This is a genomic window from Exiguobacterium sp. s163, assembly GCF_018617135.1.
In the GTDB taxonomy this organism is placed as follows: Bacteria; Bacillota; Bacilli; order Exiguobacteriales; family Exiguobacteriaceae; genus Exiguobacterium; species Exiguobacterium profundum.
In genome coordinates this window covers 441,336-465,544 of the sequence record NZ_JACSJN010000001.1, presented here as the reverse complement: position 1 = coordinate 465,544, position 24,209 = coordinate 441,336, and the positions used below count along the sequence as shown (strand labels likewise).

The 24,209-nt window shown below is 47.2% G+C and carries 22 protein-coding genes, 1 pseudogene and 1 riboswitch; of the genes and pseudogenes, 14 read left to right on the top strand and 9 right to left on the bottom strand.

Annotation, left to right across the window (positions count from 1 at the left end; translation table 11 throughout):
• The first annotated feature begins 97 nt into the window (after positions 1-97).
• Entirely contained in the window at positions 98-334 is a 237-nt protein-coding gene (locus KNO71_RS02390) for a YuzB family protein (protein ID WP_012726828.1), read from the top strand.
• A gap of 202 nt (positions 335-536) precedes the next feature.
• The gene (locus tag KNO71_RS02385) at positions 537-1,748 is read left to right on the top strand and encodes a NupC/NupG family nucleoside CNT transporter (protein ID WP_078147251.1); all 1,212 of its coding nucleotides are present in this window, start codon (positions 537-539) and stop codon (positions 1,746-1,748) included.
• Positions 1,749-1,788: 40 nt separating this feature from the next.
• Here the strand turns inward: KNO71_RS02385 and KNO71_RS02380 are convergent, their stop codons facing one another.
• Entirely contained in the window at positions 1,789-2,361 is a 573-nt protein-coding gene (locus KNO71_RS02380) for a nucleotidyltransferase family protein (protein WP_078147250.1), read from the bottom strand.
• Between the two features lie 69 nt (positions 2,362-2,430).
• Positions 2,431-3,018, bottom strand: a complete 588-nt coding sequence (locus tag KNO71_RS02375) for an ECF transporter S component (protein ID WP_012726825.1) — start codon at positions 3,016-3,018, stop codon at positions 2,431-2,433.
• A 163-nt stretch (positions 3,019-3,181) separates the two neighbouring features.
• Positions 3,182-3,324: riboswitch (FMN riboswitch) on the bottom strand.
• A gap of 97 nt (positions 3,325-3,421) precedes the next feature.
• On the opposite strand from KNO71_RS02375, the gene KNO71_RS02370 reads away from it, so the two are divergent.
• Positions 3,422-3,778 carry a HesB/IscA family protein gene (locus tag KNO71_RS02370; RefSeq protein ID WP_078147249.1) on the top strand — a complete coding sequence of 119 codons (357 nt, stop codon included), beginning with the start codon at positions 3,422-3,424 and terminating at the stop codon, positions 3,776-3,778.
• Positions 3,779-3,811: 33 nt separating this feature from the next.
• Here KNO71_RS02370 and KNO71_RS02365 read toward each other — a convergent pair whose 3' ends face one another.
• A complete protein-coding gene (locus KNO71_RS02365) occupies positions 3,812-4,051 on the bottom strand; it encodes a hypothetical protein (RefSeq protein WP_047795133.1) in 240 nt (79 codons plus the stop codon).
• Between the two features lie 128 nt (positions 4,052-4,179).
• On the opposite strand from KNO71_RS02365, the gene KNO71_RS02360 reads away from it, so the two are divergent.
• Positions 4,180-5,034: an NAD-dependent epimerase/dehydratase family protein gene (locus KNO71_RS02360; RefSeq protein ID WP_214687066.1), complete on the top strand. Its 855-nt coding sequence runs from the start codon at positions 4,180-4,182 to the stop codon at positions 5,032-5,034.
• Between the two features lie 9 nt (positions 5,035-5,043).
• Here KNO71_RS02360 and KNO71_RS02355 read toward each other — a convergent pair whose 3' ends face one another.
• Both KNO71_RS02355 and KNO71_RS02350 read right to left on the bottom strand, forming a co-directional pair.
• Positions 5,044-5,481 carry a GNAT family N-acetyltransferase gene (locus KNO71_RS02355; RefSeq protein ID WP_078147247.1) on the bottom strand — a complete coding sequence of 146 codons (438 nt, stop codon included), beginning with the start codon at positions 5,479-5,481 and terminating at the stop codon, positions 5,044-5,046.
• A gap of 62 nt (positions 5,482-5,543) precedes the next feature.
• Positions 5,544-6,521, bottom strand: a complete 978-nt coding sequence (locus tag KNO71_RS02350; protein ID WP_012726821.1) for an NAD(P)/FAD-dependent oxidoreductase — start codon at positions 6,519-6,521, stop codon at positions 5,544-5,546.
• A gap of 263 nt (positions 6,522-6,784) precedes the next feature.
• Between KNO71_RS02350 and KNO71_RS02345 the strand changes: the two genes are divergently transcribed.
• The 6 genes and pseudogenes from KNO71_RS02345 to KNO71_RS02320 all read left to right on the top strand — a co-directional run bounded on the left by KNO71_RS02345 (position 6,785) and on the right by KNO71_RS02320 (position 14,246).
• Positions 6,785-7,996: an NAD(P)/FAD-dependent oxidoreductase gene (locus KNO71_RS02345; RefSeq protein WP_214687064.1), complete on the top strand. Its 1,212-nt coding sequence runs from the start codon at positions 6,785-6,787 to the stop codon at positions 7,994-7,996.
• 126 nt (positions 7,997-8,122) lie between these two features.
• Complete coding sequence (locus tag KNO71_RS02340; RefSeq protein WP_047795135.1) at positions 8,123-8,440, top strand: YuiB family protein; 318 nt, start codon at positions 8,123-8,125, stop codon at positions 8,438-8,440.
• Between the two features lie 104 nt (positions 8,441-8,544).
• A complete protein-coding gene (glcT, locus tag KNO71_RS02335) occupies positions 8,545-9,390 on the top strand; it encodes a glucose PTS transporter transcription antiterminator GlcT (RefSeq protein ID WP_078147246.1) in 846 nt (281 codons plus the stop codon).
• A 221-nt stretch (positions 9,391-9,611) separates the two neighbouring features.
• Positions 9,612-11,111, top strand: a pseudogene (gene ptsG, locus KNO71_RS02330) (glucose-specific PTS transporter subunit IIBC); the annotation flags it as partial.
• Positions 11,112-11,248: 137 nt separating this feature from the next.
• Positions 11,249-13,288, top strand: a complete 2,040-nt coding sequence (gene ptsG, locus KNO71_RS02325) for a glucose-specific PTS transporter subunit IIBC (protein WP_078147244.1) — start codon at positions 11,249-11,251, stop codon at positions 13,286-13,288.
• Positions 13,289-13,412: 124 nt separating this feature from the next.
• Entirely contained in the window at positions 13,413-14,246 is an 834-nt protein-coding gene (locus tag KNO71_RS02320) for an aldo/keto reductase (RefSeq protein WP_078147243.1), read from the top strand.
• Positions 14,247-14,296: 50 nt separating this feature from the next.
• On the opposite strand, the gene ptsP is transcribed toward KNO71_RS02320, so the two are convergent.
• On the bottom strand, positions 14,297-16,015 hold the full coding sequence (gene ptsP / locus KNO71_RS02315; protein WP_078147242.1) for a phosphoenolpyruvate--protein phosphotransferase: 1,719 nt from the start codon (positions 16,013-16,015) through the stop codon (positions 14,297-14,299).
• A gap of 325 nt (positions 16,016-16,340) precedes the next feature.
• Here ptsP and KNO71_RS02310 point away from each other — a divergent pair, with 325 nt between their 5' ends.
• Both KNO71_RS02310 and KNO71_RS02305 read left to right on the top strand, forming a co-directional pair.
• Positions 16,341-17,780, top strand: coding sequence for a leucyl aminopeptidase (locus tag KNO71_RS02310; protein WP_078147241.1), 1,440 nt, complete (start codon positions 16,341-16,343; stop codon positions 17,778-17,780).
• Between the two features lie 132 nt (positions 17,781-17,912).
• Complete coding sequence (locus KNO71_RS02305; protein WP_078147240.1) at positions 17,913-18,572, top strand: DUF429 domain-containing protein; 660 nt, start codon at positions 17,913-17,915, stop codon at positions 18,570-18,572.
• A 10-nt stretch (positions 18,573-18,582) separates the two neighbouring features.
• On the opposite strand, the gene ytvI is transcribed toward KNO71_RS02305, so the two are convergent.
• Complete coding sequence (gene ytvI, locus KNO71_RS02300; protein ID WP_214687062.1) at positions 18,583-19,716, bottom strand: sporulation integral membrane protein YtvI; 1,134 nt, start codon at positions 19,714-19,716, stop codon at positions 18,583-18,585.
• Positions 19,717-19,801: 85 nt separating this feature from the next.
• On the opposite strand from ytvI, the gene KNO71_RS02295 reads away from it, so the two are divergent.
• On the top strand, positions 19,802-20,575 hold the full coding sequence (locus KNO71_RS02295) for a nucleotide pyrophosphohydrolase (RefSeq protein WP_353047639.1): 774 nt from the start codon (positions 19,802-19,804) through the stop codon (positions 20,573-20,575).
• Between the two features lie 127 nt (positions 20,576-20,702).
• Positions 20,703-22,616 carry an N-acetylmuramoyl-L-alanine amidase family protein gene (locus KNO71_RS02290; RefSeq protein WP_214687060.1) on the top strand — a complete coding sequence of 638 codons (1,914 nt, stop codon included), beginning with the start codon at positions 20,703-20,705 and terminating at the stop codon, positions 22,614-22,616.
• Positions 22,617-22,696: 80 nt separating this feature from the next.
• Here the strand turns inward: KNO71_RS02290 and KNO71_RS02285 are convergent, their stop codons facing one another.
• Positions 22,697-23,737, bottom strand: coding sequence for a ribonucleotide-diphosphate reductase subunit beta (locus tag KNO71_RS02285; protein WP_074036411.1), 1,041 nt, complete (start codon positions 23,735-23,737; stop codon positions 22,697-22,699).
• Entirely contained in the window at positions 23,694-24,200 is a 507-nt protein-coding gene (locus tag KNO71_RS02280) for a flavodoxin domain-containing protein (RefSeq protein WP_012726807.1), read from the bottom strand. The genes KNO71_RS02285 and KNO71_RS02280 overlap by 44 nt, the downstream gene beginning before the upstream one ends.
• Positions 24,201-24,209: the final 9 nt, after the last annotated feature.

Below are 24,209 nucleotides of genomic sequence, written 5' to 3'. Positions count from 1 at the left end.
ATAATCCCCCTTTGTTACTCTTCAACTGTATCATGTTATAATCTGCCGTAGAAGAACCATTTTCCGATAATTCACGTAAAGAAAGACGGTGACATATATGATGAATCCAATCATCGAATTTTGTGCCTCGAATTTGGCGATGGGCTCACAAATTGCCCGGGCTAAATTAGAATCCGATCCGGACCTTGATGTGGTCGAATACGGCTGTACAGGCTATTGTGGTGTCTGTTCCCTCGATCTCTTTTGCCTCGTTGACGGGGAAGTCGTGACGGGTGAGACGCCAGAAGAGCTCGTGACGAAGGTGTATGAAAAAATCGAAGAGATGGCATGGTAAAAAGTTTGAGGGATGACCTCAAACTTTTTTATTTCCCCCGTTGCATTTTAAAAAGAGGGATGTTATATTCTAAGAGGTTCGAATGTAGGTTGTCTGACGTTTAACAACGATAAAAAGAAAGCGTTTCAAACGGTAGGGCACATCTCTTTTCGGGTATGACACATATAATTGGTTTGTTTAATATGAAAGGAGCACAACATCAATGAAAATCATGAGTGTGGTTGGTATTTTGGCACTAATTGCAATCGCTTACATCTTCTCTACCAACCGTAAAGCCATCAAATGGCGCACGGTCTTGGCAGCGTTCGCTGTTCAATTCGCATTTGCATTCCTCGTCTTATATACGGCATGGGGACGTAAGGCGCTTGAATGGATCTCAAATGGGGTTCAAGCTGTCTTGAACACAGCGGGTGACGGGATTGCCTTCGTATTCGGAACAGCAGTCGGTGGCGACAACTTCGTTTTCGCATTCCAAGTCCTTCCGATTATCATCTTCATGTCATCATTAATCGCATTGCTTTACTACCTCGGCGTCATGCAGTGGGTCATCCGTATCCTCGGTACTGCCCTTGCGAAAGCACTTGGTACGTCACGTAAAGAGTCACTTTCAGCAACAGCGAACATTTTCGTCGGTCAAACGGAAGCACCGCTTGTCATCAAGCCGTACCTTCCTACAATGACACAGTCTGAGCTCTTCGCAGTCATGGTCGGTGGACTCGCATCGGTTGCCGGATCTGTACTTGCAGGTTATGCAGCACTCGGTGTACCACTCGAATACTTGCTCGCAGCGAGCTTCATGGCAGCGCCAGCAGGTCTTTTATTCGCGAAAATCATCGTACCAGAAACAGAAGAGTACGATGACGACATCGAGATTGTAGAAGATGAGGAAGACAGAGCGGCGAACTTCGTCGATGCAGCGGCACGTGGTGCTTCTGACGGTCTCTTCCTTGCCTTGAACGTCGGTGCGATGCTTCTTGCATTCGTTTCATTGATTGCGCTCGTCAACTTGATCCTCGGTTCAGTTGGTGGACTCTTCGGATTTGATAGCTTGTCACTCGAATTGATTCTCGGTTACGTCTTCGCGCCACTTGCATTCGTGATTGGTGTACCATGGGCGGATGCTGTACAATTCGGTAGCTTCCTCGGTCAAAAACTAGTCTTGAACGAATTCGTTGCTTTCTCTGAGTTTGCTCCAATCATCGGTTCTGGTGATTTGTCAGCTCGTTCAGAAGCGATGATCGCATTCGCACTTTGTGGTTTCGCAAACATCTCGTCACTCGCGATCCTTCTCGGTGGTCTTGGTGGTATGGCGCCAAACCGTCGTGGTGACATCGCACGCATGGGTGTTCTCGCGATTCTTGCAGGTACGCTTGCAAACTTGATGTCAGCTACATTGGCTGGACTTCTTCTTTAATCGGTATAAGAAAACGCGATCACTTCGGTGGTTGCGTTTTTTAGTATGAGAAGGATGTATGTATGGTGATGTTTGGCCACTTGGCGGACCAGTTCTTTTGCTGCAACCGCTCCAGATAGATGGGATGCTTTGAAGAGTTCGAATCAAAGGGTGGTGTCGGTATAACGTGCATGTTGATCAAGTCGTGAATGCCGTGTGGGGCAGCGAGGATGAGGGAACCATCCGATTGAAGACGTACCCCGATCGCGGTGACGGTCTCAGGAAAATGTGCCAACGCATCGACCGATGAGGCATAGGGTGGAAGGTTGTTGACGTGATGCATTCTCGCTTGATTTTTGACAGACCAAGGTACATCGGGGATGAGGCGGAATAATCGCTCTTCGAGTTGTTTTTCGACTGCTTCCTCTGGTTGGTTTGGGTCGAAATAAATCACATCTACATCATCTGTTTTAGTCGATGTTTCGTATCCGTGAAGGTGGTCCCAGACTTTTGAACGAATATATCCCGCACAAATCCAACAATCCGGTAAATCGAGGTTGGCGACGGCGTGGAGAAGCTTTATGAGCTCGGCGTCTTGTTTTAGAAAATGAACCAAATCCTGTTCGTCTGTCATGATGAATACCCCTCCTTACAATATGGTTAAAAAAAGCACCTAGGCAACGCCTAGATGCTCGTATATCGATTATGCTTGAAGTTGTACGCGTTGACGTTCGATCCACGGCTTCAATTTCAAGAAGAGTGGGACGAAGAGCGCGCTGATCAAGATCGCTTTAATCAAGTTGAACGGTAAGATCCCGTAAAGGACAAGATCCGTTTTCACCGCCGGGTCGGCCATGTCTGCCATTCCGAAGAAGAAGGCGTAGGCTGGCAAGATGACGAGATAGTTTAAGATGGCGAGACTAAGAGCCATTGTGATTGTACCGGCAAGTAATCCAGAAGCGAGTGCTTTGTTTGACTTGCGCTTATGGTAGAACCAGGCAACTGGGTACATGAATGCGACACCTGCGAAGAAGTTTGCGACTTCCCCGACTGGAACACCGCCACCGTTAAAGACGTAGTACAAGACGTTTTTCAAACCGACGACCACGACTCCTGCGAGTGGGGAAAAGACGATTCCGGCAATGAGTGCAGGAATGTCACTAAAGTCCACTTTAAGGAATGGCGGTAAAAATGGGAGCGGGAAGTTGAATAGCATGAGTACGAACGAGATCGTCCCGAGCATCGCCAAAGTCACCATTGTTGTCAGTCGTTTGTTGCGCGTAGTTTTCATCAGAATCTCTCCTTTAGGTCGCTCCTCGATGAATGGCATCCGTCGCATATAAAAACCCGATTGCAATGAAGACAATCGGGAGAGTTTACGCGCATACGAAATAGATGTTTTCCGAGGTGGAAAAGTCCACGTCAAAGAAAACATCCGGATATCGGTCGGATGCCGCCATCTTCTCCCATCCAGACTATACTGTCGGCTTTCGAATCTCACGAAATCAGCAAGCAACGCCTTGCTCGCTCACGGGCTGAGAAGAATATATTCTTCAATACCGCCGGTCGGGAATTTCACCCTGCCCCGAAGATGGAACGATTTAATTTTTTTTGTTACAGTTTAGTTATACAAGATAATCCACAAGATGACAAGTCAATTGACTTGAATTGAAGATATATGAGGAGGAATTCAGATGATTCATTTAACAGAGTCAGCCGCACTTCAAGTGCTAGAGATGATGAAACAGACGGAACGCCCGGATGCGCAATACTTGCGAGTGAAGGTACAAGGTGGCGGATGTACAGGACTTTCATACGGGATGGGCTTCGACGAGGACAAGACGGACAAAGACATTCAATTCGACCATCATGGTGTCCGCGTCATCGTTGCGGAAGTGGATCATGGGGTCGTTGATGGCCTCGAGATTGATTATAAGCAGTCGATGCTCGGTGGCGGTTTCACAATTAAAAACCCAAATGCGATTGCAACATGCGGTTGCGGTTCGAGTTTCCGGACAGCGACGAATGCAGGTACGCCAGGAGAATGCTAAAGAATAAGAACCGATCGCGATTGCGATCGGTTCTTATTCTTCTTCTGTCAAAATCAACCGAATGACTTTTGCAGTTACGTCGAGTTCGATGTGATGTTGCCAAGGCCGAAAGCCTGTGATTGTACATGTGTCATTCGTGATGCGGAATGAGCAGACGCTCTCTTCCTCTTGGTCGAGGACAGAGTAACGACTGAAATCAGATAAGCTCTGATAGATCGCATACTGTGGTGGTAGTTCATACGTCCATCCCTTTTCTAACATGATTTGGTGCATATTCGGGTCCCCCTAACGAGTCTTTACTTATAAGGATAGCAAGAATACGAGTGAAAGTGGTAGATTAGTCTGTTTCTTTGAAGGGAAAATGAATAGGGACGTCATTACAAATGGGAGGATTCAGGGTTATGAGAAAAGTATTGATATTCGGAGGGTCACGTTATTTCGGAAAACGGCTCGCATTGCGACTTGCTGAAGCAGGGGACGATGTGACGATTGTGACGAGGGGGCAACTACAGGTACCGGAGGCTGAAGGGATTCGGTCTGTCAAAGGGGACCGGCAATCGGTCGCGACGATGAAAGACTTGGCACGTGAACGGTACGACCTCGTCTATGACAACATTTGTTTTACTCCGTATCAGGCAAAAATCGCCTCGGATGCGTTCATGGACAAAGTCGGGAAATATGTGCTCACGTCGACGATGTCGGTTTACGCGCCTGGGCCTGACCTGAAAGAGAGCGACTTCAATCCGCTCCATTACGAATATCATCTTGAATCCGAACATGACTACGGACAAGGGAAACGCGAGGCGGAATCTTTCTTCTTCCATCGCGCCTCTTTCCCGGTGGCGACCGTACGATTACCGATCGTGGTAGGTCCGGATGACTATACAGACCGGTTGAAGTTTTATGTAGATGCAATCCGGAACGAGGAACCGGTTGTCTTGCATCACCCGGAAGCGAAGATGGGCTTCATCTCGAGTGCGGAAGCAGCAGCATTTTTAGAATGGGTGGGACGTGCGAACGTGACCGGTCCTTTCAACGCTGCAAGTGACGGGCTCATCTCCATGGGTGCTTTAATGGAGCGAATCGGCCAACACGTCGGAAAACCCGTCCATATTATAAAAGATGGAGACTCGTCGCCGTATGATTCGGATGTCGACTATTATATGTCGATTGCTGAGGCGAAGAAGGCGGGCTTCGTGTTCACGCAACTCGATGACTGGCTTGACCGGGTCATCATTCAGACGCTCAAAAAATAACCTTTTTTGTTAAACATTGAGCTGTTTTCGCAAAAGGATTTTTTCGCGACCATTTTTATCTATATTGACTGCTTTGACATCGAAACCATGACGAATATTTAAGAGTAACATTTGTCGCCAACGATTCATCGTCTTTGTTTCAATCGATTTATAGTTTTGATTTTTAGCCCATTCGTGCTGTGTCTCCATTAACCGTGAGGCGATACCGAGATTACGAGAAGCAGGTTTGACGGCTCCCATCCAACTATAAAAACAATCTTCATTGAGAGGATAGCCAATCTTGTAGCCATGAATCTCGTTGTCAATAATCGCTAAAGTAAAAAATAAATTTGTTTTACGTATTAACTTTTGATGAAAGTGATTTATATCTCCAAAAACCTCTTGATGGATCGTGTATAGTTCATCGCGCATTTTATTGGTAATTGTATTTGTTGTGACTATATTCATGTTAACCTCCCTTGCAAGACAAAACTGAACCCCTGTGCATGGGAGCGACAGGGGTTCAGTGTTTATTTCCCAGCAAATACAGATGTCGAGTGTTGCGGATGACGAGCTGTCGGATCCACGAGCTGTTTCACTTGGTTGATGGCGATTGGGGCTTCACCGAAACCGGTCGCAATCAATTTTACTTTCCCTTCGTATGTCGCGATATCACCGCAAGCAAAGATGCCGGCAACGGTCGTTTCCATACGTGAATCGACACGGATTGTGTTTTTCTCGAATTCCATTCCCCAGTTCTTGATTGGACCGAGCGATGAAACGAATCCGTAGTTACAAATCAAATCATCGATTTCAACGATTTTTGATTCGCCATCCTTATCTGTCAATTCGACAGATTCGATGTGTGTCTCACCAGACAGTGACTCGATGTTATAAGGCGTGAGGACGTTAATCGTCGATGCCTTCATCTGTTCTACCGTATGTTCATGAGCACGGAAGCGGTCACGACGGTGAACGATGTGGACTTCTTTTGCGATTCCTTCAAGCATGAGTGCCCAGTCGACGGCTGAATCGCCACCGCCGGCAATCATGACACGGCGATCACGGAATTTCTCCATGTTGTCGACAAAGTAATGAAGGTTGGCATAATCTTCGCAGCCATCAAGCCCGAGTGGACGAGCCGAGAAGGCACCGTTTCCGGCTGTGATGATGATGGCTTTCGTATGATATTCTTCTTTATTTGTTGTCAATACGAACGTGCCGTCCTCGAGACGTTCGACCGTTTCCACCGTTTCACCGAGACGGTAATCTTGTTCGAACTGGTCAGCCTGAGCTTTTAGTTGATCGATCAAGTCCTGTGCTTTTACTTTCGGGAAACCGGCAATATCATAAATATATTTTTCAGGATAGAGCGTTGACAACTGACCACCAAGTTGCGGTAAGCTTTCAATCAACGTCGTATCGAGTTGGCGCATGCCTGCATAAAATGCGGTGAACAGTCCGACCGGGCCGCCACCGATGATGATTACATCTTTCGTCGTCTTCATCGAATTCCTCCTCAAAGCGTATACATCTATTATAGAGAGTTTATTGAATTAAATCCATTCAGTACAAACATGCAACACTTTCAAAAAAAATTCAAGAAGATAAGCTTTTCCATTGAGAATTCAATTTAAAGAGCGTACAATGAAACAGAAGCAATTGTGAACAGATGTTGAACAAGAATAGGCTTTATTGTGAACGTCTATGTGAAGAAACACACAACATAGTTGTTCAAAAAAACAAAACTTTAAACAAGGTGGAAATGAACATGAAACGACCTAACATTGTTATTCTTGGTGCGGGCTTCGGTGGACTCATCACAGCCGTCAACCTTCAAAAGACACTCGCTGCAGGTGATGCGAACATCACGCTCATCAACAAGCATGATTATCACTACCAAACGACATGGCTTCACGAACCAGCTGCTGGGACGATGAACCCAGACCAAGCGCGCATCTACATTAACGATATTGTGAACCCGTCACGTGTGAAACTTGTCAAAGGGATCGTCGATCGCGTCGATACTGCTACCAAACAAGTCACGCTCGAAGATGGTTCTGTCGTCGAATACGACTATGTCGTCATCGGTCTCGGCGGTGTACCTGAAACGTTCGGTATCCCAGGCTTGAAAGAACATGCGATGACAATCAGCTCGTTGAACAGTGTTCGTAAAATCAAAGAGCACATCGAATATTCATTCGCTCAATATAAAACAAACGGTTCTTCAGACAACTCGTTCGTGACGATCGTTGTCGGTGGTGCCGGATTTACAGGAATCGAATTCCTCGGTGAAATCGTCAACCGAATCCCTGAACTTTGCAAACAGTATGACGTTCCACGCGAAGCGGTTCGCATCGTCAACATTGAAGCGGCACCAACAGTTCTTCCTGGTTTCGACCCAGAACTCACGACATACGCACAGAAATGGTTGGAGCGTAACGGTGTCGAGATGAAACTCGGTAACGGAATCAAAGGTGTCGAGCCAGGTGTGGTGACATTCGGTCCACTTCAAGGTGACACGACAGAAACGATTCGTGCCAACACGATCATCTGGACAGGTGGCGTAAGTGGTAGCCCGATCATCGAAAAATCAGGATTTGAAGCGGTCCGTAACCGTGTCATGGTGGAAGCGGACAACCGTGCACCAGGTCACGACAACGTCTTCATCATCGGTGACTGCTCAGCGGTCATGGACCCTGCATCGAACCGTCCATACCCACCGACGGCACAAATCGCGACACAACAAGCGCACAACGTTGCGAAAAACATCGCGGCACTTATCAATGGCAAATCGACTTCGAAGTTCACTTACGAGAGCAAAGGAACAGTTGCTTCACTCGGTCATAACGATGGAATCGGAATCGTGATGGGCAAAAAGATCTTCGGTCGCAACGCTTCATTCATGAAGAAAGTCATTGACAACAAACACTTCATCGAATTGAAAAAATACGGACTCGTCCTTAAAAAAGGGAAGTTCTAATTTCATGATTGCATGGCTCGTTCTGTCTCAGAACGGGCTGTTTTTCTTTCGAAATTGTCATAGGAAGTTCTTTGACCTCGTTGGTCGAAATTTTGTATAATGAAGAGCGGACAAGGGGGGCAACACATGCATATTATCCAAGCAGTCATTGGAGCCGTTTTATATATGACGATTTTTTTCAGTATCGGCTTCATCTTGAATATGTTACTTAAAAAGACATGGACACTCGTGTTCATTTATCCAATTTTTGTCATCATGATGATTGATAATGTCAAACTTTCGAGTTACGTGACCGAGACATCGACCGCGCTTACGAGTGTCTATGAAGGACTCGTCGGGTTGCAACTTCTCGATTTATTCATGCTCGGCTTTGGATTGCTCGGTGCAATTCTAGCTGGTGTGACGATTCGTTTCTTACGAAAGAGCGGTTATTCAATGTTTTAATTGGCGACAGAAATGTTCGCCTTTTTTGTTTTGTCCCTACTTTTTTAGGGCATGAACCGATATACTAGATAGCGAAACGATTTTTAGTAAGGGATGCGATGCGAATGACATTACCGATGTATACGATCAAAAAAGTGTTGAATAATAGCGTTGTCATTTGTCAACATGATACGGATCCGGAAGTCATTCTACTCGGGAAGGGGATTGGCTTTGGCAAAAAACCAGGCGACCTCGTCGACCCGGCCAGCGTCCCGGAGAAAGTGTATCAACTGACAGATAAAGAAGAGCAATCTCAATATCAAGAACTCGTCAAACATGTCGACGAGGACTTCATTGCGTTCATGCAAGAGATTGTCTGCTTCATTGAGACGAGTACGGGCAAGAAAGTCGATGAGCACATCCATATCGGTTTGACGGATCACTTGTTCTTCACGATGAAGCGAATCGAACAAGGGATGGAAGTGACGAATCCGTTTTTACTTGAAACGGAATCGCTCTATCCAAACGAGTTTGCGCTCGCGGAACGGATCGTCGATATGTTTCATGAACGATTGAACGTTTTGCTCCCGGATGCGGAAACAGGGTTTATCGCCCTTCATATTCACTCGGCGACGACGTTCAAAAACGTCCTCGAGGTCAACCGTCATAATCAAATCATCGGGCAAATTGTTCAGACGATTGAGAGTCATTTGAACGTGAAAATGGACCGGACATCACTCGATTATAAGCGCTTACTTCGGCACTTAAGGTACGCCGTTGAGCGGGTCGCGACAGGTGAGACGGTCGAGGCACCACAAAAAATTGAAAAGGTGTTGCGCGACGAATATCCGCTATGCTATAGTACTGCTTGGGAGCTGATGGGCATCATGGAACGCGAATTAAAGCGTCCTGTCCCACGAGGTGAAGCGACATATTTGACGATGCATCTCCAGCGCCTAACAAGTAGATAAATGATACCACGTGTCTTACGTGTTACTGATTCGATCAGGCATGAGTAAGGAGTGGAACGTTATGTGATGTCTCCATTGGGAGAGGTCTACGTTCTATCCTTATTCATGCCTTTTCTGTTTTTATAAACGTGATTTATGAAAACGTTTAGATACGTCGGTTGTCTGACATCTACGCCGCTATCATATTGTTTATACGTACTTAAAAAAAGGAGGAAATGTTGATGTTTAAGCAGATCTTTGGTGTTCTTCAAAAAGTCGGTAAAGCACTTATGCTTCCTGTTGCGATCTTGCCGGCAGCCGGTCTTCTTCTTGCGTTCGGTAACGCAATGCAAAACCCACAACTTACATCACGCGCTGGTTGGTTAACGAACGAAGGCGTCGTGAAATTCGCTCAATTGATGGAGCAAGCAGGTGGAATCATCTTCTCGAACTTGGCGCTCTTGTTCGCAGTCGGTGTCGCCATCGGTTTAGCAGGTGACGGCGTAGCCGGACTTGCGGCAATCGTTGGATTCTTGATCATGAACAAAGTCATGGGTGTTTGGCTCGAACTCACACCTGAAGTATTGGCACAAGGTGACCCGGCTTACGCGAACGTACTCGGTATCCCAACGCTCCAAACAGGGGTATTCGGAGGGATCATCATGGGTCTCATCGCCGCATGGGCCTATAACAAGTACTTCAATATCGAATTGCCACAGTTCCTTGGTTTCTTCGCTGGTAAACGTTTCGTTCCAATCGTAACAGCAGTTGCAGCCGTCGTTGCTGGTTTCGTTTTACTATTAGTATGGCCACCAGTTCAGCACGGATTGAACTCATTCTCAAACTTCATGTTGAATGAAAACCGTACATTCGCAGCGTTCATCTTCGGTTTAATCGAACGTTCATTGATTCCATTCGGTCTTCACCACATCTTCTACTCACCGTTCTGGTTTGAATTCGGTTCATACACAGATGCAGCGGGTAATGTTGTACGTGGTGACCAAGCGATCTTCTTCGCACAAATTCGTGATGGTGCTGAATTGACAGCAGGTACGTTCATGACTGGTAAATTCCCGTTCATGATGTTCGGTCTTCCTGCAGCAGCACTCGCAATGTATCACGAAGCACGTCCTGAGCGTAAAGCGGTTGTCGGTGGTCTCTTGGCTTCTGCTGCCCTTACATCGTTCTTGACTGGTATCACAGAACCAATCGAGTTCTCATTCTTGTTCGTAGCACCACTTCTCTTCGCAGTACACGCGGTATTCGCAGGTCTTTCATTCATGACAATGCACATCTTGAACGTGAAAATCGGGATGACGTTCTCGGGTGGTTTGATCGACTTCTTGCTCTTCGGTGTTCTTCCAGGTCGTACGGCTTGGTGGCTCGTTATTCCAGTCGGTCTCGTGTTCGCGGTTATTTACTACTTCGGATTCCGCTTCGTTATCCGTAAGTTCAACCTTAAAACTCCAGGTCGTGAAGATGAGGTTGTTGAACAATCAACAGCTACTGGTTCGGAACTTGCACAAGATATCCTCGTCGGTCTTGGTGGCTCACAAAACATCAAACACCTCGATGCATGTATCACACGTCTTCGTGTCGAAGTTAAAGACAAAGCAAACGTAAACAAAGATGAGTTAAAACGACTTGGCGCTTCTGGTGTCCTTGAAGTTGGTAACAACATTCAAGCAATCTTCGGACCACGTTCGGACGCATTGAAATCAGAAATCCAAGCGGTCATCGCTTCAGGTAACGAAAAGAAAGTCAACTAATTGATGACCTAGACCAATCCTTCGGGGTTGGTCTTTTTCTTTTATATGAAACGGTTTCATCCAAACGTTAGAGGGAAAAAGTAAGTATTCTGACAAAGGAGGGAACCATGATGTGGAAGAAAGTGTTTGGAGTTTTACAACGGATCGGGAAAGCACTCATGCTTCCGGTTGCGATCTTACCGGCAGCCGGTCTTCTCTTGGCGTTTGGTACCGCATTCCAAAACCCGGACCTCGTTGAATTGCTCCCGTTTCTGGCGAATGACTCACTTGTCCTGATTTGGCAAGTCATGACAGATGCCGGGGACATCGTCTTCGCAAACTTAGGGTTACTGTTTGCCGTCGGGGTCGCGATCGGCCTGGCGAACGGGGACGGGGTTGCTGGTCTAGCAGCCATTGTCGGTTATTTGATCATGAACAAAGTCATTAGCACATGGAATGGGATTACCGCGGAAATCGCTCAAGGTGATCCGCAGTATGCCACCGTTCTCGGTATTCCGACACTCCAAATGGGGGTATTCGGGGGGATTATCGCAGGTCTTGTTGCAGCCTATGCGTACAACAAGTATTTCAACATCAAGTTGCCAGATTTCTTAGGGTTCTTTGCAGGGAAGCGGTTCGTCCCGATTGCGACGGCCGCATTCAGTTTGATTATCGGGATTGCGCTCGCATATATATGGCCACCGATTGGGAATGTGATCAACACGTTCTCAAGTACGGTCATCGAGGCAAACGTTGCCTTATCAGCATTCATCTTTGGATTAGTAGAACGTTCCTTGATTCCGTTCGGTCTTCACCATATTTGGTATTCTCCATTCTGGTTCCAATTCGGGGAGTATACGAACCAAGCAGGTGATCTCGTACAAGGTGACCAGCGGATCTTCTTCGCACAACTGCGTGACGGCGTGGAATTCACAGCCGGTACGTACATGACCGGGAAATTCCCGTTCATGATGTTCGGCTTACCAGCAGCCTGTCTCGCCATGTTCCACACGGTTCCGAAAGAACGGCGGAAAGACGTCGAGGGTCTCTATTTCTCGGCTGCCCTTACGTCATTCTTGACAGGGATCACAGAACCAGTCGAATTCTCATTCGTTTTCGTTGCACCACTTCTCTTCGGAATTCACGCCGTCTTTGCCGGTCTCTCCTTCATGACGATGCATTTACTGAACGTCAAGATTGGGATGACCTTCTCTGGTGGTCTCATTGACTATCTGCTCTTCGGGGTCCTGCCGAACCGGACGGCCTGGTGGCTCGTCATCCCGGTTGGTCTCGTCTTTGCGGTCATCTACTACTTTGGATTCCGGTTCGCTATTACGAAGTTTGACCTGAAAATTCCTGGACGTGACGTGCAGACTGGCACGAAAGGGGACAAAGCGGGGATTGGGGACGACTTGCCATATGAAGTGCTCGTCGGACTCGGTGGTCCTGAAAACATTAAACATTTAGATGCATGTATCACGCGACTTCGTGTCACCGTCAATGACGTGAAACAAGTTGACAAAGACCTTCTAAAAACGCTCGGTGCCGCTGGTGTCCTTGAAGTAGGAGACAATATCCAAGCCATCTTCGGACCAAAATCGGACACGCTCAAATCACAAATCGCGACCATCATCGAAGGTGGCGAATACAAACCGAAAGAAAAAGTAGAGAAGGCAGTCATTACACCGGAAGCGGCTGAACAAGCCGATCATCGCTTCTTGGCTCCGATGTCTGGTGTCCTGTTATCACTTGATGATGTGCCGGATCAAGTCTTCTCGGGTCGCATGATGGGAGAAGGGTTTGCGATTGAACCAAGTTCCGGACAGGTCGTTTCGCCGGTGACCGGTCAAATCACGACATTCTTCCCGACGAAACATGCGATTGGCATTTTGGCTGACGATGGACGTGAACTATTGATCCACGTCGGTCTCGATACGGTCAACCTGAAAGGGGAAGGATTCACAGCGAGAGTCGAAGAAGGCGCCCGGGTCGAAGCGGGAGACGTCCTTCTCGAAGTCGACCTCAGCGCGATTCGTGATAAAGTGCCGTCACTGATTACACCAATCATTTGGACGAACGGGGACGGAAAAGTCGTCGTCGTACCATTCGGTGAGACTGTCGTCGCGGGTGAAGCGCTCGACTTTAGAGCCGATGACAGAGGACCAGAATAAATGATTACGAGCCGCTCCTATCATGGGGCGGCTCGATTTGTGTAGTTACTTCAATGTGCCTTATTCCGGAAAAGCAGAATCCCCCTTATAGTGAAGGAGAATTCTCACGAAAGAAGGGGTACAAATGAAACAATCCATACAATTGAATCACGGTCAGAAAGCCATTCCTACTATTGGACTTGGCGTCTTCAAAGTTAAAGATGGGGATACAGTCATGGATGCCGTCGTCGAGGCGATTCGTCAAGGATACCGTCATATCGATACGGCAGCCGTTTATGAGAATGAAGAGGGGGTCGGTGACGGAATCCGAAAAGGAATGGAAATCGCAAATATTTCCCGGGAAGATTTATTTATCACATCGAAACTATGGAACGCTGATCAAGGTTACGATGCTGCCATCTCCGCCTACGAGGCGTCACTCGTTCGTCTTGGATTGGAACAGTTAGATTTGTATTTGATTCATTGGCCGGTGGAAGACAAGATGGTCGAGAGTTGGCGTGCCCTCGAAACGTTGTATCGAGAGGGACGTGTCGGGGCAGTCGGGGTGAGTAACTTCCAAGTCCATCACCTCGAGACATTGGCTGCAAACAGTGACCTCGTTCCAGCCGTGAACCAAGTTGAACGGCATCCGTTGCTTCGTCAAACCGAGTTAGCATCGTATATGAGCGAGCACGGCATCGTACCGGTCGCTTGGGCACCGCTTATGCAGGGAGGGTTGTTCGAAGAGCAGACTTTAGTAGAGGTCGCAAAGGAAGTCGATCGTTCCGTCGCCCAGGTGTTGTTACGGTGGCATCTCCAAACGGGATGGGTGATTATTCCAAAATCCATCAAACCACATCGAATCGCAGAAAACTTCGATGTTCATGACTTTGAATTGACCAAAGATCAAATGGAACGAATCGACTCACTCGACCGATATCAACGTGTCGGTCCAGACCCAGATGATTTTGATTTCTAATGCAGTATATAAAAAAGTCCTTCTCTCGAGTGAGAGAAGGACTTTTGCCATTATTTCTTAATGTCGAACTTTTCGCTAAGGAAGTTCACGACTTCTTCAGCTGTGTCCATGTTGAGGACTTCGTTGACGATTGCTTCTGTTTCCGACTTCGTCAAGCGTTTCACGAGGCTACGCGCACGAAGGACGCTTGAAGCGGACATCGAGAATTCGTCGAGACCAAGACCGAGAAGGATTGGAATCGCGAGTTCTTCTCCAGCCATCTCTCCACACATGCCGACCCATTTGCCAGCTTTGTGTGCTTCAGTGATGACATTGTGGAGAAGGTTCAAGATGGCAGGGTTGAACGGTTGGTACAAGTAAGAAACTTTTTCGTTCATCCGGTCAGCCGCCATCGTGTATTGAATCAAGTCGTTCGTTCCGACTGAGAAGAAGTCGACTTCTTTTGCGAATTGTTTCGCCATGACAGCCGTTGATGGAATTTCAACCATCATTCCAGTCTCATATTGTCCGACTTCGATTCCTTCTTCTTTCAACTTCGCTTCTTCTTCGAGAAGAAGGGCTTTCGCCGCGCGGAACTCTTCGAGTGTCGCAATCATTGGGAACATGATGGCGAGGTTCCCGTGAGCTGAGGCGCGGAGAAGGGCACGAAGTTGTGTGCGGAACAAATCTGTTTCCTCAAGGCAAAGGCGGATGGCACGATAGCCGAGGAACGGGTTCATTTCTTTCGGGAGGTCAAGGTATGACAACTCTTTGTCGCCACCGATGTCGAGTGTACGGATGACGACTTGCTTGCCTTCCATGCCTTCAAGAACCGTTTTGTAAGCTGTGTATTGCTCTTCTTCAGTCGGGAACGTTTCAGAGTCCATATATAGGAACTCCGTACGATAGAGCCCGATTGCATCTGAACCGTTTTTCAAAACGCCTTCGAGGTCGTTCGGTGTCCCGATGTTCGCAGCAAGCTTCACTTTGTGACCGTCCGCTGTGATTGACTCTTCGTTGACGAGTTGCTTCAACTCTTCTTTGTACGCTTCAAAATCAGCACGTTTGCCTTCGTATTCTTTGACGAGATCTTCTGAAGGGTTGACGAAGACGTCACCTTCTGTTCCGTCGATGATGACGAGGTCACCGTTTTTGATTTCTTCAAGGGCCACTTTTGTTCCAACTACTGCCGGAATTTCAAGTGAGCGTGACATGATGGCAGAGTGAGACGTACGTCCGCCGATGTTCGTCGCGAATCCTTTGACGTATTTACGGTTAAGTTGTGCCGTGTCTGATGGTGTCAAATCTTCGGCAATGATGATGACTTCTTCTGAAATCGAAGCTGGAGTCACGAATGTCACTCCGAGAATGTGAGCCATGACACGTTTTGTGACGTCACGAACATCAGCTGCACGTTCGCGCATGTATTCGTTATCCATTGATTCGAAAATCATGATCATCGTTTGGGCGACTTCGTCAAGTGCCTTCGCTGCGTTCATGTTTTCGCTTTCAATTTTGTCGTTCACTTGCGATACGATTTCTGGGTCCTCAACGATTAAAAGGTGAGCTGAGAAAATCTCGGCTTTGTCTGGACCGAGCTCACGAAGTGTATGTTCGCGAATGGCTTCAAGCTCCGTTTTAGATTGTGCGATCGCATCTTGGAAGCGAGCCTTTTCTGCAGCGACATCTTCAATCTTGTGTGATGGGATATCGAATGAAGGTGTCTCCATGACGAATGCTTTTGCAACTGCAATTCCTGCAGATGCACCAATACCTTTAATGTGTGACATAAGCGTAGTCCCTCTTTTCAAAGAAATAGTGTACTTTCCTGCCTCGTTACTTCATACCCGAAAAGAAAAAAGAATTAACGAGAACGGAGAAAGTTAAAGTAGCAACGGTCTACGACTAGGGGAAGCCTCGACCAGTCAAATTGGCCTCACTTCACGATGAAGAGAAGCCCGATTGCGTACTTTCTTATCCTATCATAAAATAAAACAACGTCACAACGAGGAGATAGCCCATGAATTCGAAGATTTCTTGACTCTTACGCATACTATTTCATTATTTTGGAGAAGTTCGTTATGCTTACCATATATATAGAAGGGAAGTGGCAATATGTATCAAATTGCTCAATTAAATTGGACCGATTCTTACGAGACAATCGTCGTCGGAATTGGAGCGGCTGATTCTATCGATGAGGGACTCGACACATTGTTTGATGGACGCGTCAAAGCGCTTATTCAATCAGGAGACCTCTCTACGAAGACGGGGGAAGTGACAATCCTTCCGACATTCGCCGGTGAGACGACCCGTGTTTTATTTGTCGGACTTGGTCAACGAAATGACATGACGACCGAGAATGTTCGGAATTGGTTCGGGAAAGTCTCGAAACTGATCAAGTCACGTGGATTGAAGGACGTCGCCGTAGCGCTTGATACGTTTACGGATGGTGCCGCACGCATATTCACAGAAGCGTATGAAATGGCGACCTATGCCCATCCTACATATAAGTCTGCTCCAAATGAAACGGTCGAAGAACCGACGATCACGTTGCTCGGTGACGTGGACCAGACGGATATCGATGCGGGTGTGGCTTATGGGAAAGGGGTCAATGTCGCTCGAACGTTGACGATGATGCCGGCCAATATTTTGACGGCGGAGACGTTAGCGGATTACGCGGTTGAGTTGGCAAAACGTCATGATTTCAAATACCGCATTCTTGAAAAAGAAGAGATGGAAGGACTAGGTATGGGGGCATTGCTCGCAGTCAACCAAGGGTCGACGATTCCGCCAAAATTGATTGTACTCGAGTATCGTGGGGCAGAAGAAGCTCCGATTGCCGTTGTCGGGAAGGGTGTCACGTTCGACACAGGCGGCTATTCAATCAAGCCGAAAGATGGCATCGTCGGGATGAAAGGGGATATGGGTGGCGCTGCTACCGTCCTCGGATTGTTCGAGACCCTCGGATTGACGCGACCAAAACGGAACGTGATTGGCATCATCGGTGCGACCGACAATATGATTTCTGGAGATGCGTTCAAACCAGATGATGTGATCACGGCCATGAACGGGAAGACGATCGAAGTATTGAACACGGACGCTGAAGGACGTCTTGTATTAGCGGATGCGGTCACGTTTGCGAAAACGTATGAACCAAAAGCCATCATCGATGTGGCTACGCTCACAGGTGGCGTTCTCGTCGCCCTCGGGACAGACGTGACGGGCTGTCTAACGAACGACGATACCCTCTATCGTTCTCTTGAAGAGGCGAGCCGTGAGACGAACGAACTCGTGTGGCAGATGCCATATTTCGATGTCTTCATCGACAAGGTGAGAAAATCGGAAGTTGCCGACTTGAACAACTCACCAGGTCGTTTCGGGCATATGATTTTTGGTGGCGCATTTGTCGGTGAGTTTGTCGGCGATACACCATGGCTACATCTCGATATTGCAGGAACGAGCGAACGAGCGGCAGCGAATGACCTCGGTCCGAAGGGGCCGACGGGTGTCATGGTTCGAACCCTCGCACGGATGATTGAATCGTGGGAGCGGTAAGAGCAGGTGGCGTAATCGGTTTGGCGATTCTGTGTGGCCTATGCTACACGGTTTGGCCGAACCGTATTTGGTTAGGGAGTACAGTGTTTCTCGCCGTATTTGGCGTGTTGATGATGTTACAGGAGGTACGACATGGTAGGAGTAGGAATTGATGGTGCACGTGGCGGCTGGGTACGGATCACATATGACAGCATCTCACTTTGTTTAACGATTTCGGAGACGTTGGAGGAGTTGCTGATTGATGGTGCCATGCATTTTGTGGATATGCCGAAAGATTTAGGAACGGTCGACCATCCGAGCCGCGAATGCGATGCGTGGATGCGTTGCCGACTCAGCCAACGAAAGTCGTCCGTCTTCACTCCGCCGATTCAAGAGGTGTTGCAAGAAGCGACTTATGAGGAAGCGAATGAAAGGAGTCGGGCGTTGGTTGGCAAAGGAATTAGTAAACAAGCGTGGAATCTTGTTCCCCGGATCCGTGAGTTTCAGCAGGTGAAGGCATCTGACGTTTACGAATCACATCCGGAAGTTTGTTTCTCGGTCATGATGGGACATGAGGCAAGTCATTCGAAAAAGACGGTCGAAGGGCAGGATGAGCGAATCGAGTTACTTCGGCAATACTCGAAAAGTTCTCCATGGAAATGGAAGATGTCGAACGTCCAAATCGACGATATTATCGATGCGTGCATCTTGGCGGTAGCTGCCTATGAAGCGGGGACAAGTGGTCTCTCGCTTCAGCCGGCAGAATCCGATCAACCCGTAGTGGCTGTACCTCAAATGAAAAAAGAGCGATGAAATCAACATTTCATCGCTCTTTTGCTGTCGTCGTAGGCGGACCGACGATAAATCGCCATATGTAATGAAACACTTTGGCATTGTATACGGCTTTCAACAGGACGGCGAGTACGGGCCCGACGATAAAGCCGAGTACACCGAATAGCTTTAATCCAACGAAGATGGAGATGAGTGCGACCAGTGGATTCAATCCGATATGGGAACCGACAATTTTCGGTTCAGCCAAGTTGCGTTGGACGATGACGATGATATACAACACGACCAATCCGATGGCCACGAACCAATCACCTGTCACCGCGGCATAGGCGGCCCAAGGAATAAGTAGCGTACCGACCCCCAAATAAGGTAAGAGGTCAAAGAACCCCGCGAGTAAAGCGAAAGAGAGCGGGTTGTCAACACGGAGGATGAGCATTCCGATCAAGACGATCCCGAATGTGATGGAGATGAGCGTGAACTGGGCACGGACGTATCCAAATAGGGCAGACTTGAGGTTGATCATCACTTCCTCGAATTCTTTGAATCCTTTTCGTTTGTTCAGACGATTCAGTGAGTTGACGTATGATGGCCAATCCTTTGTGATGAAGAACCAGGCGAGGACAATGACGACCACGAGCAACAAGACGAGCGGAAGCGCTGCTAACATGTTTTGTAGCACACTGGCCACTCCGCGGGACAAGACACCAATCGCTGAGGCGAGTTGGACACCGAGCTCGGTGATTCCTCCCTCGAGCGAGGTCGTCTGTCCGGGATTTAACTGCTGATAGCTCTGGTATGCATCATTGACGAGCGGTGCGATTCTCTCATTGAACAGTCGTTGGATAAACTCGGTGAGTGTCTCAATTTGTTCAGGGAGTCGTTCAGCTGCCACCGTTGCATAATGAATCAATTGGATGATGACGATGGTGATGATTCCGACGACGATGCTAAGCACGATGATCAAGGAAATGAGAGTGCCGAGTGCACGAGGCATATTTGATTTTCGCTCGAAAAAGTTGACGAGCGGGACGGTCATCAAGGACAAGAGCAAGGCAAATACGAACGGATATGTATATTCGAAAAGTATATTCAATAGCCAAGTGATTAAAAAGAAACCGATAACGACGAGAATGAATCGAAGCAATTGCCAAAGTCTTGCCGACGACATGTGGAACCCACCCTTTCCGGACAACTAGGTTGAGCATAGTATATCATGTAAGCGGTAAATAAAGCAGAAAGATAGGTGAATAAACGTGAGAGAAGTTCAACAGAAAATCGATACGATGATTCTTCATTTAGGTGGTTACTGGAGACCTTTATCCGGGCTAGCACGATTGTTAGAAGAGGTAGGAGAAGTAGGGGGCGCGTTAAGGAGAGAGGCGCGGGATGAGTTGAAAGAGGAGTTACTTGATGTACTAGTGATCTCCACGTGTCTAGCAAACCAGTATGCGATTGCATTGCAGCAACCAGAGGCGGAGGGAGGAGAATCGAAAGAGAAGCTGTATTTTCAAATTGTTGAAGAGGCAGGAGAAGTGGCGCGGATTTTGAACGCTTATGAAGGCGATAAGAAGTTAAAACCGAACCGTAAAGGTCAATCACTACAGCATCATATCGAGCAATTGCAGCGTGCCGTTTTGTCTCTTGGAGCGTCTTACTATCTCAATCTGTTCGATTCACTCTTTGCCCTCATCGAAGAGAAGTCGGCCCGGGACTTCGGACGATTTGACCACACGCCGGACCCGATCACGGAGACATCGGTGCGTACTTATTTATCGCATCAGCCAGGTCGCTATTGGGGCGGGGTCCCAGTTAAATCATTTGAGCGATTCGACCGATATATAGAACGAGAACAACATGTCGAGCGGTTTTATCGCATTGCAGCGATTGAAGGACTGGATGGATTTGTGATTCAACAGAGACGAGATGGATTGATTGGTATAGAGAATCCTTTCGTTAAAGAAGGCTTTACTGTCGCCATCGAAGATTACGGAACGGAGACGTTTCTGATTATCCGACCAGCAAAATAAAAACATTTACCTTTTTATCAAAAACATTCATCTTTTTTTTCAAATATTTACTTTTTTTAAAAAAGTATTATGCTAATATGAAATTGTTGTTAGTAGGAAATGCCGCAATGAGAAAGGAATATTTTGGATGAAAATGAAACTATTGAAAGTTGCCCTCATCTTAACGGTCCTCTTGTTAGGGATGCAACTTCCATCTGTCGAAGCTGCAACTTATGATGGAGAGACGACTGTCAATTTGAACATTCGTACATCCCCTAGTCTGAGTGGGAAGGTAGTGAAAACATTACCAAAAAGCACGAAAGTAAAGTATGGAACGTATAATCAGTCATGGCACAAAGTGTATGTAAACAATCGTACATACTATGCCTCGGCCCAGTACATTCGAAAACTTTCATCCACTTCAAGTTCGTTAACGACGCAGGCGGCAACGTCTACTGGAGTGACGACTGCGAATTTAAACGTTCGCGTCACGTCCCATCGATCGGCGACGATTGTGACCACGTTGAAGAAGGGGACGGAAGTGAAGTATGCCGTTCATAATTCTTCTTGGGCAAAAGTCTACCTAAATGGCAAGACGTACTATGCCGCAAAAGCTTACATCGCACCGAAACTGACAGAATCGAATGTGGAGCGGACAAATGGCTACGCGAACCGTGAGTTGAAGTTGTTCGCTGAACGCAACCAACGTTCGAAAGTGCAGAAAGTTCTTCCGAAACATACGGCTGTCGTCTCGAGCAAATATAATTCGAGCTGGTCGATTGTTTATATCGGGAACGAAACGTACTACACACCGACTTGGGGCATTACAGAAGGTACATTGGATAGCAGTGTAGAGAAAAAAGACGGGTATGCAAACCGGGAGCTGAAACTCTTCGCTGAGCGGAATCAACGGTCGGCGGTGAAGAAGATACTTCCCGTGAACACGGCTGTCGTCTCGAGCAAATACAACTCGAGTTGGTCGATTGTCTATCTCGGAAGTGAAACGTATTACACACCGACAGCTTGGATCTCTACTTCGAAAACGTCGACAGAACCTCCGACGACAACGAAACCAGATGATGGACTCACGCAAGGGTATGCTAACCGTACAGTAAACTTGTTTGGAAAAACCCATCAGAGTTCGGAAGTCCTCATGGTTCTTCCGAAATACACGGCTGTTTCATACAAAGCGTACAATTCGAGTTGGTCGACTGTTCAGATCGGCTCGAAAGTCTACTACACAGCGAGTTCGTGGTTGACGAAAGGGAAAGCCCCGGCTGCGCCGGAAGCTGCACCAAAAGGTACGGTATACATCAACACACCAGGTGATGTATTGAACGTTCGTTCGAAAGCGAGTCTTGATTCGAATGTGGTTGGTCAACTCAATCACGGAACAGCTGTTTTACATTATGGGACAACCAATGGTTTCCATAAAATCAAGTTCAACGGACAAGATGCTTTCATTTCTTCAGCATTCGTGATGACATCTAAGCCGAGCACATCGACTGGAACAGTCATCGTCCTTGATCCAGGACACGGTGGAAAAGACTCGGGAGCAGTTAATGGATCTCTCTATGAGAAAACGATTGTACTCGATGTAACGAAACGTGTAGAAGCTTATCTTCGCTCAAAATATGATTACAATGTACGTCTCACTCGTTCGACTGATGTCTATTTGACTCTAGATCAGCGAGTTGCTGCAGCGAAGTCGTTACGTGGTGATTTGTTTGTAAGTATGCACGTCAACGCAGCCGGTTCATCATCTGCGAAAGGGGTAGAAACGTTCTTTTCTTCTCAGTCTGCGCACAGCGCTCGAAGTCGTGTCCTTGCTTCAAACATTCAAAGCAACTTGGCGGGTAAAATGAGTGGAATGTCGAACCGAGGAGTGAAAACAGCTAATTATTACGTTATTACGTATAATACAATGCCATCTGCACTCGTCGAATTAGGATTTATCTCATCACCAACAGATTTGACTTACCTTCGAAGTAACACGTCTCGTCAGCAAATGGCGGAAGGTGTGGCTGAAGGAATTGCCAAATATGTTCAGACTTATTATTGATTTGAATTAACCCAGACATGATTGTCTGGGTTTTTTCGATGTACAAAAAACCGAACCGATTAAATCGGTTCGGTTCAATTTTATAGATCATCAAATCCGTTCGCGTCTGTCACTTTCGCATAAGAACGTGACTTTTGTTCGAAGAAATCAGATTTTGTCGCATTGAGCGAGTCATCTGAGTATGCCCGGATCCAAGGCATGACATCTTCGTCAAATCCTTCATACAAGTCATTCAGACCGATGACGCGGAGGCGTTTATTCGCCAAGTATTTGACGTAGTCTCGCATTTCACTGACGTCGAGTCCATCGAGGTCACGGAGAACGTATTCACACCACTCGATCTCAAGGTCGACCGCTTCTGCCATCGTGTCGTATACGAACTGACTGAACTTTCCGTTTTCATCAATCTTCGGATTTTCTGTCAGCACGGCACGTAAGAGCTGGCTGATGAAGTAAGAATGTTGCATCTCATCACGTTGGATATAACTGATCATCGTGGATGTACCGACCATCTTTTGGTGGCGGGCGAGATTGTAGAAATAAGCGAATCCTGAATAGAAGTTGATGCCTTCTAGAATGACGGATGCAACGAGTGATTTCGCAAAGTTTTCAGCGTTCGGAGTCTCGCGGAACGCTTCATATAAGTCCAAGATGAATTGATTGCGCTTCATGACCATTTCATCATCTTTGGCGATGTCAAAGATTCGATTTTGTTCAGCGAGTGGCACGAGACTTGATAGGACATAGCTGTATGATTGATTGTGCACGACCTCTTGTTGTGCGATGACCGCGAGAACGGCGTGTACAGACGAGTCAGATGAGAACATAGAAGACTCGAGGATGTATCGTGTCTGGACCGAGTCGAGAATCGAGAGCAGTCCGATGATCCGTTTGAATGCATCCTGTTCACGTTCAGTCAATTGCGGCCATTGTTGCATATCCTTAGACATTGAGATCTCATCAGGAATCCAAAAGTTCGATAATAACTGTTTGTAAATGGTATAGAACTGAGGATACGCGATATCGTTCCAATTGACGATCGAACTCGTTTCCCCGCCAATGATGGCGGTTGCCCGGTTAGGATGTTTGGGCGACAATAATTTGATTTTCTGAATCGACATGATGCATAACTCCTTCTTCTACATGGTGAGCCATCCGCTCTGCCCAATGTTGGACGTTGAACGGTTGGTTACGTGGGGACTGCTCGATTTTAAGCAGTTCCCCGGCAAGTGGGATTCCGTATTTTGAAAGGTGGTACGCCATCTCGTCAACAGCGCGACAGAAATGTACAAACATCTTGTCACCGGTTCCGAATACCGCAGCTTGTCGAATCGGCACTTGGAGTTCCTTTAACACGAGGCGGAACGTATCTTTCATTTCGTCTGGTAAGATTCCGTCTGCCCACGTGTAAGAGCCGAAATAGACGAGGTCGAACGAAGCGAGCGACTTTGCTTCGCGATATCCGACGCGATCGGCATCATAGCGGACGACCGTATCGCCACGGCGATGATGTGTCGATTCGATGAGCGATGCCACTTCTTCCGTGTTTCCACTCATCGAATGACAGATGATTGCGATGTTCATAGGGTGGAC

What these genes read in the sequence shown, in the direction of transcription:
- KNO71_RS02290 (WP_214687060.1), top strand. Translation starts at nt 20,703, where the DNA reads ATGAAAATGAAACTATTGAAAGTTGCCCTCATCTTAACGGTCCTCTTG.
- KNO71_RS02345 (WP_214687064.1), top strand. Translation starts at nt 6,785, where the DNA reads ATGAAACGACCTAACATTGTTATTCTTGGTGCGGGCTTCGGTGGACTC.
- ytvI (WP_214687062.1), bottom strand. Translation starts at nt 19,716, where the DNA reads ATGTCGTCGGCAAGACTTTGGCAATTGCTTCGATTCATTCTCGTCGTT.
- KNO71_RS02390 (WP_012726828.1), top strand. Translation starts at nt 98, where the DNA reads ATGATGAATCCAATCATCGAATTTTGTGCCTCGAATTTGGCGATGGGC.
- KNO71_RS02340 (WP_047795135.1), top strand. Translation starts at nt 8,123, where the DNA reads ATGCATATTATCCAAGCAGTCATTGGAGCCGTTTTATATATGACGATT.
- KNO71_RS02355 (WP_078147247.1), bottom strand. Translation starts at nt 5,481, where the DNA reads ATGAATATAGTCACAACAAATACAATTACCAATAAAATGCGCGATGAA.
- KNO71_RS02310 (WP_078147241.1), top strand. Translation starts at nt 16,341, where the DNA reads ATGTATCAAATTGCTCAATTAAATTGGACCGATTCTTACGAGACAATC.
- KNO71_RS02360 (WP_214687066.1), top strand. Translation starts at nt 4,180, where the DNA reads ATGAGAAAAGTATTGATATTCGGAGGGTCACGTTATTTCGGAAAACGG.
- glcT (WP_078147246.1), top strand. Translation starts at nt 8,545, where the DNA reads ATGACATTACCGATGTATACGATCAAAAAAGTGTTGAATAATAGCGTT.
- KNO71_RS02320 (WP_078147243.1), top strand. Translation starts at nt 13,413, where the DNA reads ATGAAACAATCCATACAATTGAATCACGGTCAGAAAGCCATTCCTACT.
- ptsP (WP_078147242.1), bottom strand. Translation starts at nt 16,015, where the DNA reads ATGTCACACATTAAAGGTATTGGTGCATCTGCAGGAATTGCAGTTGCA.
- KNO71_RS02280 (WP_012726807.1), bottom strand. Translation starts at nt 24,200, where the DNA reads ATGAACATCGCAATCATCTGTCATTCGATGAGTGGAAACACGGAAGAA.
- KNO71_RS02285 (WP_074036411.1), bottom strand. Translation starts at nt 23,737, where the DNA reads ATGTCGATTCAGAAAATCAAATTATTGTCGCCCAAACATCCTAACCGG.
- ptsG (WP_078147244.1), top strand. Translation starts at nt 11,249, where the DNA reads ATGTGGAAGAAAGTGTTTGGAGTTTTACAACGGATCGGGAAAGCACTC.
- KNO71_RS02305 (WP_078147240.1), top strand. Translation starts at nt 17,913, where the DNA reads ATGGTAGGAGTAGGAATTGATGGTGCACGTGGCGGCTGGGTACGGATC.
- KNO71_RS02370 (WP_078147249.1), top strand. Translation starts at nt 3,422, where the DNA reads ATGATTCATTTAACAGAGTCAGCCGCACTTCAAGTGCTAGAGATGATG.
- KNO71_RS02350 (WP_012726821.1), bottom strand. Translation starts at nt 6,521, where the DNA reads ATGAAGACGACGAAAGATGTAATCATCATCGGTGGCGGCCCGGTCGGA.
- KNO71_RS02375 (WP_012726825.1), bottom strand. Translation starts at nt 3,018, where the DNA reads ATGAAAACTACGCGCAACAAACGACTGACAACAATGGTGACTTTGGCG.
- KNO71_RS02365 (WP_047795133.1), bottom strand. Translation starts at nt 4,051, where the DNA reads ATGCACCAAATCATGTTAGAAAAGGGATGGACGTATGAACTACCACCA.
- KNO71_RS02380 (WP_078147250.1), bottom strand. Translation starts at nt 2,361, where the DNA reads ATGACAGACGAACAGGATTTGGTTCATTTTCTAAAACAAGACGCCGAG.
- KNO71_RS02385 (WP_078147251.1), top strand. Translation starts at nt 537, where the DNA reads ATGAAAATCATGAGTGTGGTTGGTATTTTGGCACTAATTGCAATCGCT.